The organism is Pseudomonas sp. P2S-1 (assembly GCF_057197725.1).
Genome location: NZ_CM170068.1, coordinates 2,659,631 through 2,675,616, shown reverse-complemented (window position 1 = coordinate 2,675,616; position 15,986 = coordinate 2,659,631). Strand labels below are relative to the sequence as shown.

The window sequence follows — 15,986 nt, the reverse complement described above, 5'->3', positions numbered from 1 at the left end:
CGCAAGGTTGAGTGAGGATCCAGTCATGGTGCTTCCTTTTGCATTTTGCACTCGTTGTTGTGTATCGCTGTTTCTATATTTATGAGTTGATTGAGCTCAAAGCCCGTAAAATTAAGGGCTTTGGGCTCGTGATGAATTGAGTTGGGCTTGTTCGTGGCGGCGTGGTTGCTTTTAGTTTTAATCGTGTTTTTTTGGGGGGCTCACTCTGAAGCAGAATGGTTTACTTTTAGGTTTCAGTGTTTGCTAGTCTGTGCTTTGTGTTCTGCTCTTCTTTTGCAAATCAATAATTTTATTTTTATTATTCCCAATGGCTTGGGATGTCAACTTCATAGTTCTTTGCGATAATCCTTAGTGTGGTAATTATTTCTGTGTGGCGTACATTTTGTATTTCCGCCCAGCTTTTTTTTGATTTTAGAAGGGTTTGTAGTTCTTCTAGGTTATACATTCCAAGTCTATAAAAGTTTCCCCAGGTTGGTGTGCCGAATAGGTTGTAAATAATATCTGTGCCATCCCGCTCACTTGCAAGGCGCTTCTCACCTAGTAGTTTTTCGAGCGCTGCTTCAGCTTCGTCGCGGTCGTCGTAAGTATTGAGTAGTTTCATTTTCATGCTAAATGTTTTCGAAAGGGGTGATGATACCAGATTGGTTTGGTATGAGCACTTCATGGGTCTCGCTAGATTATAATTCGGTTGTGTACGGTTTGATCAAGTGTGTGGCATTTAGCATGGAAAGTCTGCGTCTCGTCGCTTCAGTGCATGAGGCAGTCACATAATCCCTTTTTCGCTGGTTTCGGTCACGACTTCGGCTTGTCCCGAAAATTACGCATCTCGCCTCAAAAAATTCCCTGATTCCGACTTTCTTGTAGGTAATTTCCCAAGCATACTTCCTGACACCGTCTGGTGGTTGCCTCCCTTGGAAACGCTGCTACTCTTTGCCGGTCGTTACAAATCGACGACCGGATTAGCAGTCCGAACAAAGGTAACCACTAGCAACCTCCTATGGCGGCTGTGCGTGTGGGCGCCTTTGTGCGCGCCGGGTTTTTCCTTTGTCTCGGTCTGCTACCCACGTACAGTCGCCACCCTTCGTATAGCAGCGATGTGTGGCGATAAATTTGATTACAAAGGAAGAATCGCCATGAAAAAGCTCGTCCCCGATCCACCACCTGTTCTCTGCGTCGGCCCCGGCCTCTCCCATGAGGAAGCGATTAGGCGCGCCGCGGAACACCTCAACAGAGCAATTCTTGACTCTGCTTACCTTCCTGACCCGCCCGATGGTCGCCATAAGGAAATGCTCGACAGCGCACGGCTGAACATGAGGATTACCAAAGCGCTGTTGGCGCTTGCGGTAGCCGCTTCTCCTGTGACTGTGCCCGTGTAAGTGAGGCCCGTGGAGGCCGGCGACTAACAGCTTGATGTTCAGCATCGCCGGGCTCCATGGCCTTTAGATGGGCAAAGAGTTCTTCCACCTCGCTATTCCATTCACAAAGATGATCCCCATTGCTACAGTCTCGCCTCGACTTCATGGACGTATTGAGTATTAGTATGCCGGCGATGTGGATGATTCGGGGTGATGGCGGCCGTCTCTATGACGATTTCAGGGATCGTAATCTCGCCGCAATTGGTTGGGCTCGGTTAGCGCAGGTCGCGAAGCCAGGAGTGTCCCGGAAGGCACTGATCCAGGCCTATAAAGAGGTTGAGCCTGGGATCAAGGACGCAAGTGCCGTATCGGGTGCCTCACAGGTTTTCCGTTTTGTGAACGAGATCAGCGTGGGCGATACGGTCGTCACCTATTCCCCTGCGAACCGTACCTATCTGGTGGGCCGCTTCACCGGTGCGTGTCAGCTTCGCCCTGATCTGGCGGACGAAGGTATGTCTTTCACCAGGCCCGTCGAGTGGTACGTGGAGGAGGTTGATCGCGATAAATTGACTGGTGCGAGCAGAAACAGTCTGGGGTCCACGCTGACTGTGTTCAACGTCGCGGAAGATGCTCAGAAAGAGCTACTGGCACTTGCGACTGGTAAAAAGATTTCCGGTACGCCAAAAGATGCCATTGAAGATGTGGAAACCTTGGAAGACCCATTGAAAGGTGTCCAGGAAATAGCTTTCGAGCGGATCAAAGACCAGATCAACAGCTTAGAGTGGGACGAGATGCAGGAGCTCGTTGCCGGGATACTGCGTGCTATGGGCTATAAAACGCTTGTATCGCCTGCCGGTGCTGATCGAGGAAAAGACATCATCGCTTCTCCTGATGGGTTCGGGTTTGAGCCGCCTCGGATCGTAGTAGAGGTGAAGCATCGAAATGCCCGCATGGGGAGCAACGAGATTCGCAGCTTCTTGGGCGGTCGGCACAAAGACGACCGGGGGCTGTATGTGAGTACCGGCGGTTTCACAAAAGAAGCTTTATATGAAGGAGAGCGGGCGAACGTTCATCTGACTATGTGGACGCTGGACGAACTTGCTCGCACGCTGATGGCTCACTACCCAGCGACGGATCCTGAGACCAAACGTTTGGTACCGTTGACCTACTTTTACGTTCCCGCGTAAACGGATTCTGAGTCCTTAGTTGTCGACCTCAGTCCAATCAAAAAAGACGTCCTCGGACGTCTTTTTTTATATTTGCTGGCTTGGGGGAGGGGAGCTTTCAAGCTGTCAGGTGATCACGACGTCATGTGGTTTCAAGTGTCGGCTACCCACCGCCCACGGATCATCCTTTTCAACTCGTCAAGACTCAACGTCATATCCCGCTTCCGATGTACTACCGCGTGGCAGTTTGCACACAGCGTCACGAGGTCAGTTTCCGGATCCACATCTTTCTCCCCACCAAAGTCCGAAATCGGCACCACGTGATGAACATGGATAAAGCCCTTCGCGTGCTCGCCATAGGCTTGCTCGAAATCAAACCCACACGCCTTGCACTCAAGCCCGTGGAAGGCGATAGCTTTCAATCTCAGATCTTTCCGGCGCTCGTATCGTGTTAAAAAGTAGCTGGACGTGCTGCCTTCTTTGGCTGATTCGAAGGTTAGTGGATCATCTTCGATGTCTGGAGTATCAGTTTGAGGCTGCGGGGGTAGGAGCTTCGCATGGTTCAGAATGGCATCGCGATCTGCCTGGGAGACCTGGCGAACGCCATCACGCCAGTAGTTTTTTACCCGGCTGGCCGGGATCGTCTCCAGATACTCGCCGCCAATTTTCGCGGGGACGGCGCTTTCAAATGGAGTGAAGTCTTCGACAAATGCGAAGAGATCACCCTTGTCACTGTTCGTATCGGGATAGACCTTTCCGATGCGTGCAACCCCAAAGTAGTGTGGAGCGTTGCTGAGGCGGGCGGAAGCGAAGGTTTTGTCGGTGATGCGGCCTTTGTAGTAGACCACCTCGGTTCCCTGAACGAGCAAGTCTCGGTAACGCTTGGGGAAGTGATAGACGGAGCCCGTTTCATCTTCCCATTGCGAAGTGTCGTTTTCGGTGATGACGACAGGCATTTCCATTTCCCCTTTCGTGATGGCAAAAGCCTATCAAAAAAGAGGAAATTTCCTACAGCTTGTTTGTGGATTTACACGTTCGTCGGTGTTGGAGTCTGGGGCCGCCTTTCGGTCCTTCGCGAGCAAGCCACGCTCCTACCTGGGAAGCGGCGCCGTTGAGGTTACTTAAACCGCCGCTCCACCCCCCTCTCCACCAAAATCTTCGCCGAAATCTCCTCCACCGAAAAATGCGTGGAATTGATATGCGGAATATTCTCCCGCCTGAACAGATTCTCCACCTCCCGCACCTCAAACTCGCACTGCGCAAAGCTCGCATACCGGCTATTCGGCTTCCGCTCATGCCGAATCGCGGTCAACCGATCCGGATCAATCGTCAACCCAAACAACTTGTTCTGATGCTTCTTCAACGCCGCCGGCAGCTGCAGCCGCTCCATATCGTCTTCGGTCAGAGGGTAATTGGCCGCCCGAATCCCAAACTGCATAGCCATGTACAGACAAGTCGGCGTCTTCCCACACCGCGACACGCCCACCAGGATCAGGTCCGCCTTGTCGTAGTAATGCGTCCGCGCCCCGTCATCGTTATCCAGCGCAAAGTTCACCGCCTCGATCCGCTCCATGTAGTTGGAGTTGCCGCCGATCGAGTGCGATTTCCCTACGGAATACGACGAGTGGGCCGTGAGCTCCTGCTCCAGCGGGGCGAGGAAGGTGGAGAAGATGTCGATCATGAAGCCGTTGGAGGTCGCGAGGATCTCGCGGATGTCCTGGTTGACGATGGTGTCGAAGATGATCGGGCGCACGCCGTCACGCTCGGCCGCAGCGTTGATCTGCTGGACCATGACACGGGCCTTTTCGACGCTGTCGATGTACGGCCTGGTGAACTTGTTGAACGGAATGTTCTCGAATTGAGCCAGGAGACTTTGTCCGAGGGTCTCCGCGGTGATGCCGGTGCCGTCGGAAATGAAGAAGGCAGATCGTTTCATTTGCGCCATGGGCCTTAAGCTGGTGACGATTCTTGGATATGATAGGTTCGGTTTGCCGAACGCCATCGGAACGACATCGTCGGCATTCTCACTTATTTTCCAGGTCCAGGCCACAAGCGCCCGGCCAGTCCCACAGGGGATTCGCCGGCGTCCTGAGCTTTTCCAATACAGTTAGTGGAGAGATCACCTTGGTAGAGTACGTAGTTTCCCTCGATAAGCTCGGCGTCCATGATGTGGAGCACGTAGGGGGCAAGAACGCATCCCTGGGCGAGATGATCAGTAACCTCGCCGGTGCCGGCGTTTCCGTACCAGGCGGCTTTGCCACTACGTCCCAGGCGTACCGCGACTTCCTCGAGCAGAGCGGCCTGAACGACAAGATCCACGCGGCCCTCGACGCCCTGGACGTAGACGATGTCAACGCCCTGGCCAAGACCGGCGCTCAGATCCGCCAGTGGGTGATGGAAGCCGAGTTCCCGGCCCGCCTGGACGCGGAAATCCGCACCGCCTTCGCCGAAATGGCCAACGGCAACGAGAACATGGCCGTGGCCGTGCGCTCCTCCGCCACCGCCGAAGACCTGCCCGACGCGTCCTTCGCCGGCCAGCAGGAAACCTTCCTGAACATCCGCGGCGTGGACAACGTGATCCGCGCAGCCAAGGAAGTCTTCGCCTCGCTGTTCAACGACCGCGCCATTTCCTACCGTGTGCACCAGGGCTTCGACCACAAGCTGGTCGCCCTGTCCGCCGGCGTGCAGCGCATGGTCCGTTCGGAAACCGGAACGGCCGGCGTGATGTTCACCCTCGACACCGAATCGGGCTTCCGCGACGTGGTCTTCATTACCGGTGCCTACGGCCTGGGTGAAACCGTCGTACAAGGCGCGGTCAACCCGGACGAGTTCTACGTCCACAAGAACACCCTCGAAGCCGGCCGCCCGGCCATCCTGCGCCGCAACCTGGGCAGCAAGGCGATCAAGATGATCTACGGCGACGAAGCCAAGGCCGGTCGTTCGGTCAAGGTGGTCGATGTGGATCGCGCCGACCGCGCGCGCTTCTGCCTGACCGACGCCGAAGTGGCCGAGCTGGCCAAGCAGGCGATGATCATCGAGAAGCACTACCAGCGTCCGATGGACATCGAGTGGGCCAAGGACGGCGACGACGGCAAGCTGTATATCGTCCAGGCCCGTCCGGAAACCGTGAAGAGCCGCGCCAGCGCCAACGTGATGGAGCGCTATCTGCTGAAAGAGAAGGGCACCGTGCTGGTCGAAGGCCGTGCCATCGGTCAGCGCATCGGCGCCGGTAAAGTCCGCGTGATCCACGACGTATCGGAAATGGACAAGGTCCAGCCGGGCGACGTACTGGTCTCCGACATGACCGACCCGGACTGGGAACCGGTGATGAAGCGCGCCAGCGCCATCGTTACCAACCGCGGCGGCCGTACTTGCCACGCAGCGATCATCGCTCGTGAGCTGGGTATTCCTGCAGTGGTCGGTTGCGGCAACGCCACCCAGGTCCTGAAAGATGGCCAGGGCGTGACCGTTTCCTGCGCCGAAGGCGATACCGGTTTCATCTTCGAAGGCGAGCTGGGCTTCGATGTGCGTCAGAACTCCGTGGACGCCATGCCTGACCTGCCGTTCAAGATCATGATGAACGTCGGCAACCCGGACCGCGCCTTCGACTTCGCCCAGTTGCCGAACGCCGGTGTGGGCCTGGCCCGTCTGGAATTCATCATCAACCGCATGATCGGCGTGCACCCCAAGGCACTGCTGAACTACGCGGGCCTGCCGCAAGAGCTGAAAGAGAGCGTCGACAAGCGCATCGCCGGCTACAACGACCCGGTCGATTTCTACGTCGAGAAGCTGGTCGAGGGCATCAGCACCCTGGCTGCTGCGTTCTGGCCGAAGAAGGTCATCGTGCGTCTGTCGGACTTCAAGTCCAACGAATACGCCAACCTGATCGGCGGCAAGCTGTACGAGCCGGAAGAAGAGAACCCGATGCTGGGCTTCCGCGGTGCCTCGCGCTACATCAGCGAGTCGTTCCGTGACTGCTTCGAGCTGGAATGCCGTGCGCTGAAGCGTGTGCGCAACGAGATGGGCCTGACCAACGTCGAGATCATGGTGCCGTTCGTGCGTACCCTGGGCGAAGCCAGCCAGGTGGTCGACCTGCTCGCCGAGAACGGCCTGGGCCGCGGCGTCAACGGCCTGCGCGTGATCATGATGTGCGAACTGCCGTCCAACGCCATCCTGGCGGAAGAGTTCCTCGAGTACTTCGACGGCTTCTCCATCGGCTCCAACGACCTGACCCAGCTGACCCTGGGCCTGGACCGCGACTCCGGGATCATCGCGCACCTGTTCGATGAGCGGAATCCGGCGGTGAAGAAGCTGCTGGCCAACGCCATCCAGGCGTGCAACAAGGCGGGCAAGTACATCGGGATCTGCGGTCAGGGTCCTTCGGACCATCCGGACCTGGCCAAGTGGCTGATGGAGCAGGGCATCGAAAGCGTGTCCCTGAACCCGGACTCCGTGCTGGAAACCTGGTTCTTCCTGGCTGAGGGTCAGGCTCCGGCTTGATGGGCTAGTTGGATAGGCGCCGGCATTCTCTCGGGGATGCCGGCGCTTTGCTTTTTATTCCGGGTGTGTTCAGTGTGTGTTTTGGGGCTGCTTTGCAGCCCTTCGCGAGCAAGCTCGCTCCCACAAGGTATGCACAAATCCTGTGGGAGCGAGCTTGCTCGCGAAGGGCCGCAAAGCGGCCCCAATTGGCTTAACTGACTGGCATCAAGCACAGCCGCGCCCTTTTTCGTACAAGAAACCTATGCAAAGCAGCAGTTCCTTATTTCCCGTAGCCCTGCTCAGGGCCGAACGTTGCGGCGACCTGAGCGAGGACGTGTACCGCCTGAAGGCCGGCAACAGCCCTGACCCGAGTGTCGAGCTGGCACTGACCCGCCTTGGCCTGGCCGATCAGGAGCAGGCCCGGGGCGTGCCGGTGATCCTTCTGCACGGCAGCTTTTCCAACCGGCGCTTCTGGTTCTCGCCCAAAGGCATCGGCCTGGGCGCCACACTGGCGCGCGCCGGCTTCGATGTATGGATCCCGGAAATGCGTGGCCACGGCCTGTCGCCGCGCAATCGCGACTATGCGCGCAACCGCGTGGCCGATTACGCGGGCTACGACCTGCCGGCCATCGCCGCCTTTATCAATGAAATAACCGGGCAGCCAGCACACTGGCTCGGCCATTCCCTCGGCGGCACCACCCTGGCTGCGGCCCTGGGCGGGCGCTACCTGGACGAGTCGCTGATCGCCAGCGCGGCCTTTTTCGGCACCCAGGTCAGCCGCACCTACTGGCCGCTAAAGATCCCGCCGGTGGAGTGGGGCAGCCGCCTGCTGCTCAAGCGCTTCCCGCATATCTCCGGTTCACGCCTCAAGCGCGGGCCGGAAGACGAGCCGATCGGCCTGGCGATAGAAAGCATGCGCTGGTTCGGCCTGTTCGGGCGTTTCGGCGAGAAGGACCGCGACTGGTGGGCCGGTCTGGCCGAAGTCCGCGTGCCAGTGCTGGCCGTGGGCGGGGCAGGGGACTTCCAGGACCCGGTCTGGGCCTGTCGCAAGCTGTTCGAGCAGATCGGCAGCGAGGACAAGCGCTTTATCACCCTCGGCGTAGCCCACGGATTCGACAACTTCGGCCATGTGGATATGCTGGTGAGCAAGCCCGCGCAGGCACAGGTCTGGCCGCTGGTGGAGCGCTGGTTGCGCGATCCGCTGTCGATGGTCGAGGGTCCAGCAACCGAGGAAGTTTCTCCGGAGCCGGTTAGCGGCTAAGATGTGACGTTTTTCGGATTTATGGTCACTTTTTGAGTTTTTGCCATGTTCGTTGCCCTCGAGCGTTTGATCAATCTGCAGGACGGTTACCGCAAGACCTTCCGGGTCAACGGCCAAGGGTTGTTGCTCCTGGTTGTGGATAACCGCCCGGTGCTGCTCGAAGACCGTTGTCCCCATCAAGGCGCGCCGCTGGCCCAAGGGACCCTCGAGGGCGATGTGCTGCGTTGCCCGCGTCATGGTCTGGCGTTCAACCTGTCTTCTGGCCGGGCCTTGCAGCCGGGGTGTCCGGCCTTGAACCTGTTCAAGCTGGCCTACGAGGGTGACCGCATCGGCATTGACCTGTAGGCTGGATCTGGTCTAAAGCCGTATTGCCAGATTTCGTCCGTTTCAGTGATCGTGAATTCCGACATTCATCCATCTTGGTTCTGACAGGAGTTTTCCCATGCATTACGTAACGCCCGATTTGTGCGACGCCTACCCTGAGCTGGTGCAGGTGCTGGAGCCGATGTTCAGCAACTTCGGCGGTCGCGATTCGTTCGGCGGCGAGATCGTCACCATCAAGTGCTTCGAGGACAACTCGCTGGTCAAGGAGCAGGTGGAGCTCGACGGCAAGGGCAAGGTCCTGGTGGTCGACGGCGGCGGTTCGCTGCGCCGTGCGCTGCTGGGCGACATGCTCGCCGAGAAGGCGGCGAAGAATGGCTGGGAAGGCCTGGTGATCTACGGTTGCGTGCGCGATGTGGACGTCCTGGTGCAGACCGACGTCGGCGTGCAGGCCCTGGCCAGCCACCCGATGAAGACCGACAAGCGCGGCATCGGCGACCTCAATGTCGCGGTGACCTTCGCGGGTGTCACTTTCCACCCTGGGCAGTATGTTTATGCGGACAACAATGGCGTGATCATCTCGCCAAGCCCGCTGAAGATGCCTGAGTAATCCCTTAGACAGGACGATGGAGTAAGGATGTTCGAGGAAGAAAACGCGCAGTGGGGGCTGGTTCATGCCCTGGTTCTCGATGGCAGGGGCGGTGCGCGTTCCATCGCTCGGACTGAACTCGATGCCCTGCAACTGCAGCCGGAGGAAAGCCTCTGGCTGCACTGGGACCGCGGGCATCCGCAGACCCAGACCTGGTTGCGCCAGGACAGCGGGCTCAATGAGTTTTCCTGCGACCTGCTGCTGGAAGAAAACACCCGGCCGCGCATGTTGCCGCTGCCGGATGCGCAGATGCTCCTGTTTCTGCGTGGCATCAACCTGAATCCCGGTGCCGAGCCTGAAGACATGGTCTCGGTGCGTATCTTTGCCCAGGCGCAGCGGGTGATCTCGCTGCGCCTGCGGCCGTTAAGGGCGACCGATGAGTTGTTGCAGCAACTGGACGAGGGGCGTGGACCGCGTACGGCCTCGGAGTTGTTGCTGGGGCTGGCGCAGTTGCTGACGGACAAGATCCAGGCGGTGGTGTCGGACCTTTCCGAGCTGGTGGATGACGAGGAAGAGAAGCTCGAGGCTGACGAGCGTTATGCGCCTGATCATGGTGCCTTGCAGCAGATGCGTCGCCGCGCTGCTGGCTTGCGGCGGTTTCTTGCGCCGCAGCGGGAGATCTATGCGCAACTGGCGCGCAATAAATGGCCTTGGTTCTGCGAAGACGATGCCGACTACTGGAACGAGCTGACCAACAGCCTGATTCGCTATCTCGAAGAGCTGGAACTGACCCGGGAGCGGGTGGCGCTGGTGCTGGAGAGTGAGGATCGACGGTTGAATGAGCGGATGAACCGGACGATGTATCGGTTCGGGATCATTACCTGCATTTTCCTGCCGATGAGTTTCCTGACCGGGTTGCTGGGCATCAATGTGGGTGGCATTCCCGGGTCTGAGAGTCCGTATGGCTTCCTTTATGCCAGTTTGCTGGTCGTTGGCCTGGCCCTTGGTCAATGGTGGCTGTTCCGCCGCCTGCGGTGGGTCTGACGGGTGTTGCGCTGCCCCGTAGGAGCGTGGCTTGCCCGCGAAGGACCGCAAAGCGGTCCCCAAACCATCCAGCACGACTCGTCGGTCAAGCAACATTCTGGATTCACAAGGACTATGCGACAGCATCCCTCCAGGCACTCGTGCTGGCAGGTTTTGGGAGCGCTATCGCACTCCATCGCGGGCAAGCCACGCTCCTACAGGGCTTGTGCATGTTCGTTAAGAGGACGAATTGTTCATGTGACCTGTGGGACGAGCGTCTCGTCTTTGACTGACATCACGCGAGGTGCCCATGCACGATCCGTTTGAACAATCCCTGCGAGACATGCTCAAGGCGTCGCCCTCCGGCCAGGAGCGCGATGATGACGCCTGCCTCGGACGTGTCCTGAAAACCGCCAACCGCCAGGTCGGCGCCGGCGATATGTTCAGCCTGCTTGGCCGCTGGGGCCAGGCACTGATGATCGCCATCAATAATGGCTCGGCGCACGTGGCGCCGGTTCGCCGCACCGCTTCCAAAAAAGCTGATAAGGCCGATTGAATATGGAACTTGATCTCTGGACCCAGAGCCTGGTCACCGCAATGACCGCGTTGTGGACCAAAGTCGCGAACTTCATCCCCAACCTGTTTGGCGCCCTGGTCGTCGTGCTGCTCGGCTTCGTGGTCGCCAAGCTGCTCGATACCCTGCTCTCCAAACTCCTGGCCAAACTCGGCCTGGACCGCCTGATGAGCGGCACCGGCCTGACCAAGATGCTCAGCCGCGTCGGCATCCAGGTGCCGATCTCGACCCTGATCGGCAAGATCGTCTATTGGTTCGTGCTGCTGGTGTTCCTGGTCTCCGCCGCCCAGTCCCTGGGCCTTGAACGCGTCTCGGCCACCCTCGACATGCTCGCCCTGTACCTGCCGAAAGTCTTCGGCGCGGCACTGGTCCTGCTGGCCGGCGTGCTGCTGGCCCAGGTCGCCAACGGCCTGACCCGCGGCGCCGCCGAGGGCATCGGCCTGGAATACGCCGCCGGCGTCGGGCGCATCGTCCAAGGCCTGGTGATCATCATCAGTATCTCGGTGGCCATCAGCCAGCTCGAGGTCAAGACCGACCTGCTCAACCATGTGATCGTCATCGGCCTGATTACCGTTGGTCTGGCCGTGGCCCTGGCCATGGGCCTGGGCAGCCGGGAAATTGCCGGGCAGATCATCGCCGGCATTTATGTGCGCGAGCTCTACCAGGTCGGGCAGGAAGTGCGGATTGGCGACGTCGAAGGCATGATCGAAGAGATCGGCACGGTGAAGACGGTGGTCCTGACCGACGACGGCGACCTGGTCTCGCTGTCCAACCGGACACTGCTGGAGCAGCGGGTCAGTAGCCGCTAACCGGGCAAATCTCTGCTAATGTATGCCGCCGCAAAACTGCCCCCTCCGGGCGGGCGGCGACGAATACCTGACTGTCGGCCTGATTTGTTTTGAATAGAACCTCCCCGCTGCCCATGCGTTACGACCCCCGCGAACTCACCGATGAGGAGTTGGTGGCGCGTTCGCATGAGGAGCTTTTTCATGTCACCCGCGCCTATGAGGAACTCATGCGGCGCTATCAGCGAACCCTTTTTAACGTTTGTGCACGTTATCTTGGGAACGATCGCGATGCCGACGATGTCTGTCAGGAGGTGATGCTGAAGGTCCTCTATGGGCTGAAGAACTTCGAGGGTAAATCCAAGTTCAAGACCTGGCTCTACAGCATCACTTATAACGAGTGCATTACCCAGTACCGCAAGGAGCGACGCAAGCGCCGGTTGATGGATGCCCTGAGCCTGGACCCCGTCGAGGAGGCCTCTGAAGAGAAGTCGCCGAAGCCGGAAGAGAAGGGCGGACTGGACAGGTGGCTGGTTCATGTGAACCCCATCGACCGTGAAATCCTGGTGCTGCGATTTGTCGCAGAGCTGGAGTTCCAGGAGATCGCCGACATCATGCATATGGGCTTGAGCGCGACGAAAATGCGCTACAAGCGCGCACTGGACAAGCTGCGCGAGAAATTTTCAGGGCAGATTGAAACTTAGTCTGTCGGAAAATTCTCTAACGGTTCGGTGAGTTCTGCTAAACTTGCCGACGAGTTGTCCCCCGGATATTGGTGGGGACTGCTTAACAATCACCAAATGGGGATTTAACGGATGAAATTGAAAAACACCTTGGGCTTGGCCATTGGTTCTCTGGTTGCCGCCACCTCCTTCGGCGCACTGGCTCAAGGCCAAGGCGCTGTTGAAGTTGAAGGCTTCTACAAGAAAGAATACTTCGACAGCCAGCGCGACTTCAAAAACGACGGCAACCTGTTCGGTGGCTCGATCGGTTACTTCCTGACCGACGACGTCGAACTGCGTCTGGGCTACGACGAAGTTCACAACGCTCGTGGCGAAGATGGCAAGAACATCAAGGGCTCGAACACCGCCCTGGACGCTCTGTACCACTTCAACAACCCAGGCGACATGCTGCGTCCGTACGTTTCCGCTGGTTTCTCCGACCAGAGCATCGGCCAGACCGGCCGCGGTGGTCGTAACGGTTCCACCTTCGCCAACCTGGGCGCTGGTGCCAAGCTGTACTTCACTGACAACTTCTACGCCCGTGCCGGCGTTGAAGCCCAGTACAACATCGACCAGGGTGACACCGAGTGGGCACCAAGCGTTGGTGTCGGCCTGAACTTCGGTGGTGGCTCCAAAGCCGCTCCAGCTCCGGCTCCTGCTCCAGTTGCTGAAGTCTGCTCCGACAGCGACAACGATGGCGTCTGCGACAACGTCGACAAGTGCCCAGACACCCCAGCCAACGTTACCGTTGACGCTGATGGCTGCCCGGCTGTTGCCGAAGTCGTTCGCGTTGAGCTGGACGTCAAGTTCGACTTCGACAAGTCGGTCGTCAAGCCAAACAGCTACGGCGACATCAAGAACCTGGCTGACTTCATGAAGCAGTACCCATCCACCACCACCACTGTTGAAGGTCACACTGACTCCGTCGGTCCTGACGCTTACAACCAGAAACTGTCCGAGCGTCGTGCAAACGCCGTCAAGCAGGTTCTGACCCAGCAGTACGGTGTTGAGTCGAACCGCGTTCAGTCCGTTGGCTACGGCGAAACCCGCCCAGTTGCCGACAACGCCACTGACGCTGGCCGCGCCGTTAACCGTCGCGTAGAAGCTCAAGTAGAAGCTCAAGCCAAGTAATTGGTCTGAAGCACTACTGAAAAACCCGGCCTCGGCCGGGTTTTTCTTTTTCCGAGCTTTAAGCCGCAAGCCTCAAGCTGCAAGAAAAGGCATTCGCGGCGCTTGCTGCTTTTCTTATGACTTGCAGCTTATGGCTTGCAGCCCCTGCTCATTCAGCCCCAGAACGTTCGACGCTACACCTGCCACCTCGCCGATCACCAGGATCGCCGGGCTTTTCAGTTCGAAGCCCGCAGCATCCACATCCATCCGCCCCAGCTGGCTGCGGCACTCCCGTTGCCCGGGCAGGGACGCGTTCTCGATCATTGCCACCGGCATATCCACATCCATTCCCCCCGCCAGCAGCCCGTGCTGGATCGCCTTGAGACGGGCCACGCCCATGTACACCACCAGGGTCATGCCGCTTTGCGCCAGGCCCTGCCAGTTCAACTCGCTGTCGTCCTGGGTGTGGGCGGTGACCAGGGTCACGCCACGACTCACGCCGCGCAGGGTCAGGGGAATGCCGCAGCGTGTGGCCCCCGCCAGACCCGCAGTGATCCCGTTGACCAGTTCCACCTCGACGCCGCGTTCTGCCAGCCAGTCGGCTTCCTCGCCACCCCGGCCGAAAATGCACGGATCACCACCTTTCAGGCGCACCACGCAACGCCCTTGCCGGGCATGGCGCAGCATCAGGCGCTGGATAAACGCCTGGGGCGTGGAACGGCAGCCGCCGCGCTTGCCGACCCGGATCACCCGCGCCTGCGGGCAGTGTTCGAGGACTGCCGGGTTGACCAGGTCGTCCAGCATCACCACTTCGGCTTCCTTCAGGGCGCGTACCGCCTTCAAGGTCAGCAGCTCCGGATCGCCAGGGCCAGCGCCGACCAGCCAGACTTTTGCATTCATGGTGTCATCCTCATCAGGTTTGGGCGCCGTCAGCCTTTTAGCAGGCAGATCAGCAGAATCAGGTTGAGCAGCAGGGAGAACAGCGCCAGGCCGCGCCAGACCTTCAGCGGCTCGCGTTCCAGCAAGGGTTTCGGGCGCAGGGTCAGGGGCTGGTGTTCGCCCTGGTCGAGCAGCAGCAGCCATTGCTCGGCGGTTTCGAAGCGCTGGCGTGGGTCGCTGGCGATGGCCTGGGCCAGATTGCGCTCCAGCCATTCCGGGACATCCGGGCGCAGGCGCGCGGCGCTGGTCGGTGTACCAAAACGTGGATGCTGGAACGCCTCGATCTCGCCGTAGGGGTAATGCCCGGTCAGCAACCAGAACAGGCTGACGCCCAGGGCGTACAGATCCTGCTGCAAGGCCGGAGCTTGCCCGTCGAAGGCTTCCGGTGCGATGAACGACGGCGTGCCGGGCAGTTCGTGGGCATTGTCCTCGGACAGGCCGGGGCAGAAGGCTAGACCGAAGTCCAGCAGGCGAACCTGACCGTCGTCACCCAGGTGCAGGTTTTCCGGCTTGATATCGCGGTGGAGGATATTGCGCCGGTGCAGCATGCCCACTGCGCGCAAGGACTGGCGGGCGATATCCAGCCACTGTGGCAGGGGCAGCGGGCCGTGCTGCTGGAAGTACTGGGCCAGGGTCACGCCCGAGTATTCGCGCATCAGGTAATACAGGTGCTGGCGCTGATTGCCCGGATGCACCTCGGGGAAGCAGCGCCCGGCGACCCGACGCAGGAACCATTCCTCCATCAGCAGGCTTTGCTGGGCGCCGCTGTCCTGCTCGCGGCTGGCGGGCAGGGTTTTCAGCAGCCAGGGTTGTTGCTGGCGATCGAGTACGCGGTAGAGCAGGGATTGCCGGCTCTTGCCCACCACCGCATCGACGGTCCAGCCCTCGAACGCCTGGCCCGGGCGCAGGTGTGGCGGTAATGGCCATTGCTGCAGCTGCGCCAGGGTATCGCCGAGGCTGGCGGCGCCGGGCTCGTCAACCCGGACCAGCACGGCACTGGCGTTGTCCTGGCTGCCGGCGAGGTGAGCCATGCGCACCAGGGTGTCGGCGGCCTCTTGCAGGTCCGGAGTATCACGCAGTACCCCGGCGATCTGCTGTTCGTTGAGCACGCACCAGACGCCATCGCTGAGCAGGACGAAGTGTTCGCCCTGCTGCAACTCGCCCTCCAGATAGTCCACCAGCAGATGTTCATCCAGGCCGAGGGCGCGCTTGAGCACGTGCTGCATGCCGGGTTGGTCCCAGACATGGTCCTGGCTGATACGGCGCAACTGCCCGGTGTGCCAGCGATAGACCCGGCAATCGCCGACATGGGCCAGGGTAAAGCGCTGGCCACGCAGGACCAGGGCACTCAGGGTGGTCAGCAGTGGCTGCCCGCCACCATTGGCGCGCAGCCAGCGGTTCTGTGCCGACAGCAGCCGATCCAGGGCCTGGGCCACGCCCCAGGTCGGCGGCGTGGCGTAGTAGTCCATCGCCAGCGCCTGCAGGCTGGCCCGCGCGGCCAGTCCGCCATCGGCGCACTGGCTGACGCCGTCGGCGAGGGCGAACAGATAGCCTTTGCTCGCCGCCAGTTCCGGTGCGGGGGTAACCAGGCGCGTGGCGTCCTGGTTTTCTTCCCGTGGACCGCTGGCGCTGGCCTGGGCGGTGCTCAGTCGCAGGCTCATG

16 protein-coding genes are annotated in these 15,986 nt (G+C 59.7%); 11 read left to right on the top strand and 5 right to left on the bottom strand.

The features are described 5' to 3' along the window. Nucleotides 1-298: 298 nt before the first annotated feature. Nucleotides 299-601, bottom strand: coding sequence for a hypothetical protein (locus AC2CQI_RS11810; RefSeq protein ID WP_484580609.1), 303 nt, complete (start codon nucleotides 599-601; stop codon nucleotides 299-301). 532 nt (nucleotides 602-1,133) lie between these two features. On the opposite strand from AC2CQI_RS11810, the gene AC2CQI_RS11805 reads away from it, so the two are divergent. Continuing rightward, nucleotides 1,134-1,376, top strand: a complete 243-nt coding sequence (locus AC2CQI_RS11805) for a hypothetical protein (protein WP_484580258.1) — start codon at nucleotides 1,134-1,136, stop codon at nucleotides 1,374-1,376. Nucleotides 1,377-1,519: 143 nt separating this feature from the next. After that, nucleotides 1,520-2,542 (top strand): restriction endonuclease, encoded by a 1,023-nt coding sequence (locus AC2CQI_RS11800; protein ID WP_484580257.1) that lies wholly within the window; start codon nucleotides 1,520-1,522, stop codon nucleotides 2,540-2,542. A gap of 131 nt (nucleotides 2,543-2,673) precedes the next feature. Here AC2CQI_RS11800 and AC2CQI_RS11795 read toward each other — a convergent pair whose 3' ends face one another. Together AC2CQI_RS11795 and ppsR are read right to left on the bottom strand one after the other, a co-directional pair. Beyond that, nucleotides 2,674-3,477: an HNH endonuclease gene (locus AC2CQI_RS11795; RefSeq protein ID WP_484580256.1), complete on the bottom strand. Its 804-nt coding sequence runs from the start codon at nucleotides 3,475-3,477 to the stop codon at nucleotides 2,674-2,676. 161 nt (nucleotides 3,478-3,638) lie between these two features. After that, complete coding sequence (gene ppsR / locus AC2CQI_RS11790) at nucleotides 3,639-4,457, bottom strand: posphoenolpyruvate synthetase regulatory kinase/phosphorylase PpsR (protein ID WP_075804000.1); 819 nt, start codon at nucleotides 4,455-4,457, stop codon at nucleotides 3,639-3,641. Nucleotides 4,458-4,645: 188 nt separating this feature from the next. On the opposite strand from ppsR, the gene ppsA reads away from it, so the two are divergent. From ppsA to AC2CQI_RS11745, 9 genes are all read left to right on the top strand, one after another. Beyond that, nucleotides 4,646-7,021 carry a phosphoenolpyruvate synthase gene (ppsA, locus tag AC2CQI_RS11785; RefSeq protein WP_484580255.1) on the top strand — a complete coding sequence of 792 codons (2,376 nt, stop codon included), beginning with the start codon at nucleotides 4,646-4,648 and terminating at the stop codon, nucleotides 7,019-7,021. 241 nt (nucleotides 7,022-7,262) lie between these two features. Beyond that, entirely contained in the window at nucleotides 7,263-8,261 is a 999-nt protein-coding gene (locus AC2CQI_RS11780) for an alpha/beta fold hydrolase (protein ID WP_484580254.1), read from the top strand. A 45-nt stretch (nucleotides 8,262-8,306) separates the two neighbouring features. After that, a complete protein-coding gene (locus AC2CQI_RS11775) occupies nucleotides 8,307-8,606 on the top strand; it encodes a Rieske (2Fe-2S) protein (protein ID WP_484580253.1) in 300 nt (99 codons plus the stop codon). 97 nt (nucleotides 8,607-8,703) lie between these two features. Beyond that, complete coding sequence (gene rraA, locus AC2CQI_RS11770; RefSeq protein ID WP_075806019.1) at nucleotides 8,704-9,192, top strand: ribonuclease E activity regulator RraA; 489 nt, start codon at nucleotides 8,704-8,706, stop codon at nucleotides 9,190-9,192. Between the two features lie 27 nt (nucleotides 9,193-9,219). Next, nucleotides 9,220-10,215 carry a zinc transporter ZntB gene (locus tag AC2CQI_RS11765; protein ID WP_075806018.1) on the top strand — a complete coding sequence of 332 codons (996 nt, stop codon included), beginning with the start codon at nucleotides 9,220-9,222 and terminating at the stop codon, nucleotides 10,213-10,215. A gap of 289 nt (nucleotides 10,216-10,504) precedes the next feature. Next, on the top strand, nucleotides 10,505-10,750 hold the full coding sequence (locus AC2CQI_RS11760; RefSeq protein WP_075803014.1) for a CrfX protein: 246 nt from the start codon (nucleotides 10,505-10,507) through the stop codon (nucleotides 10,748-10,750). A gap of 2 nt (nucleotides 10,751-10,752) precedes the next feature. Next, nucleotides 10,753-11,577 (top strand): mechanosensitive ion channel family protein, encoded by an 825-nt coding sequence (locus tag AC2CQI_RS11755; RefSeq protein ID WP_484580252.1) that lies wholly within the window; start codon nucleotides 10,753-10,755, stop codon nucleotides 11,575-11,577. 113 nt (nucleotides 11,578-11,690) lie between these two features. Further along, nucleotides 11,691-12,257, top strand: a complete 567-nt coding sequence (sigX, locus tag AC2CQI_RS11750) for an RNA polymerase sigma factor SigX (protein WP_042124229.1) — start codon at nucleotides 11,691-11,693, stop codon at nucleotides 12,255-12,257. A gap of 111 nt (nucleotides 12,258-12,368) precedes the next feature. After that, nucleotides 12,369-13,406 (top strand): OmpA family protein, encoded by a 1,038-nt coding sequence (locus AC2CQI_RS11745; RefSeq protein WP_075803016.1) that lies wholly within the window; start codon nucleotides 12,369-12,371, stop codon nucleotides 13,404-13,406. A 114-nt stretch (nucleotides 13,407-13,520) separates the two neighbouring features. Here the strand turns inward: AC2CQI_RS11745 and cobA are convergent, their stop codons facing one another. Next, a complete protein-coding gene (gene cobA, locus AC2CQI_RS11740; RefSeq protein ID WP_484580251.1) occupies nucleotides 13,521-14,285 on the bottom strand; it encodes a uroporphyrinogen-III C-methyltransferase in 765 nt (254 codons plus the stop codon). A 29-nt stretch (nucleotides 14,286-14,314) separates the two neighbouring features. Next, nucleotides 14,315-15,985 (bottom strand): bifunctional protein-serine/threonine kinase/phosphatase, encoded by a 1,671-nt coding sequence (locus AC2CQI_RS11735; protein WP_484580250.1) that lies wholly within the window; start codon nucleotides 15,983-15,985, stop codon nucleotides 14,315-14,317. Nucleotide 15,986 lies beyond the last annotated feature (1 nt).

Coding starts and splice junctions, on each gene's coding strand:
- AC2CQI_RS11805 (WP_484580258.1), top strand. CDS start 1,134: ATGAAAAAGCTCGTCCCCGATCCACCACCTGTTCTCTGCGTCGGCCCC.
- AC2CQI_RS11780 (WP_484580254.1), top strand. CDS start 7,263: ATGCAAAGCAGCAGTTCCTTATTTCCCGTAGCCCTGCTCAGGGCCGAA.
- AC2CQI_RS11745 (WP_075803016.1), top strand. CDS start 12,369: ATGAAATTGAAAAACACCTTGGGCTTGGCCATTGGTTCTCTGGTTGCC.
- cobA (WP_484580251.1), bottom strand. CDS start 14,285: ATGAATGCAAAAGTCTGGCTGGTCGGCGCTGGCCCTGGCGATCCGGAG.
- AC2CQI_RS11760 (WP_075803014.1), top strand. CDS start 10,505: ATGCACGATCCGTTTGAACAATCCCTGCGAGACATGCTCAAGGCGTCG.
- AC2CQI_RS11765 (WP_075806018.1), top strand. CDS start 9,220: ATGTTCGAGGAAGAAAACGCGCAGTGGGGGCTGGTTCATGCCCTGGTT.
- rraA (WP_075806019.1), top strand. CDS start 8,704: ATGCATTACGTAACGCCCGATTTGTGCGACGCCTACCCTGAGCTGGTG.
- AC2CQI_RS11800 (WP_484580257.1), top strand. CDS start 1,520: ATGGACGTATTGAGTATTAGTATGCCGGCGATGTGGATGATTCGGGGT.
- AC2CQI_RS11810 (WP_484580609.1), bottom strand. CDS start 601: ATGAAACTACTCAATACTTACGACGACCGCGACGAAGCTGAAGCAGCG.
- AC2CQI_RS11735 (WP_484580250.1), bottom strand. CDS start 15,985: ATGAGCCTGCGACTGAGCACCGCCCAGGCCAGCGCCAGCGGTCCACGG.
- AC2CQI_RS11775 (WP_484580253.1), top strand. CDS start 8,307: ATGTTCGTTGCCCTCGAGCGTTTGATCAATCTGCAGGACGGTTACCGC.
- sigX (WP_042124229.1), top strand. CDS start 11,691: ATGCGTTACGACCCCCGCGAACTCACCGATGAGGAGTTGGTGGCGCGT.
- ppsR (WP_075804000.1), bottom strand. CDS start 4,457: ATGAAACGATCTGCCTTCTTCATTTCCGACGGCACCGGCATCACCGCG.
- AC2CQI_RS11795 (WP_484580256.1), bottom strand. CDS start 3,477: ATGCCTGTCGTCATCACCGAAAACGACACTTCGCAATGGGAAGATGAA.
- AC2CQI_RS11755 (WP_484580252.1), top strand. CDS start 10,753: ATGGAACTTGATCTCTGGACCCAGAGCCTGGTCACCGCAATGACCGCG.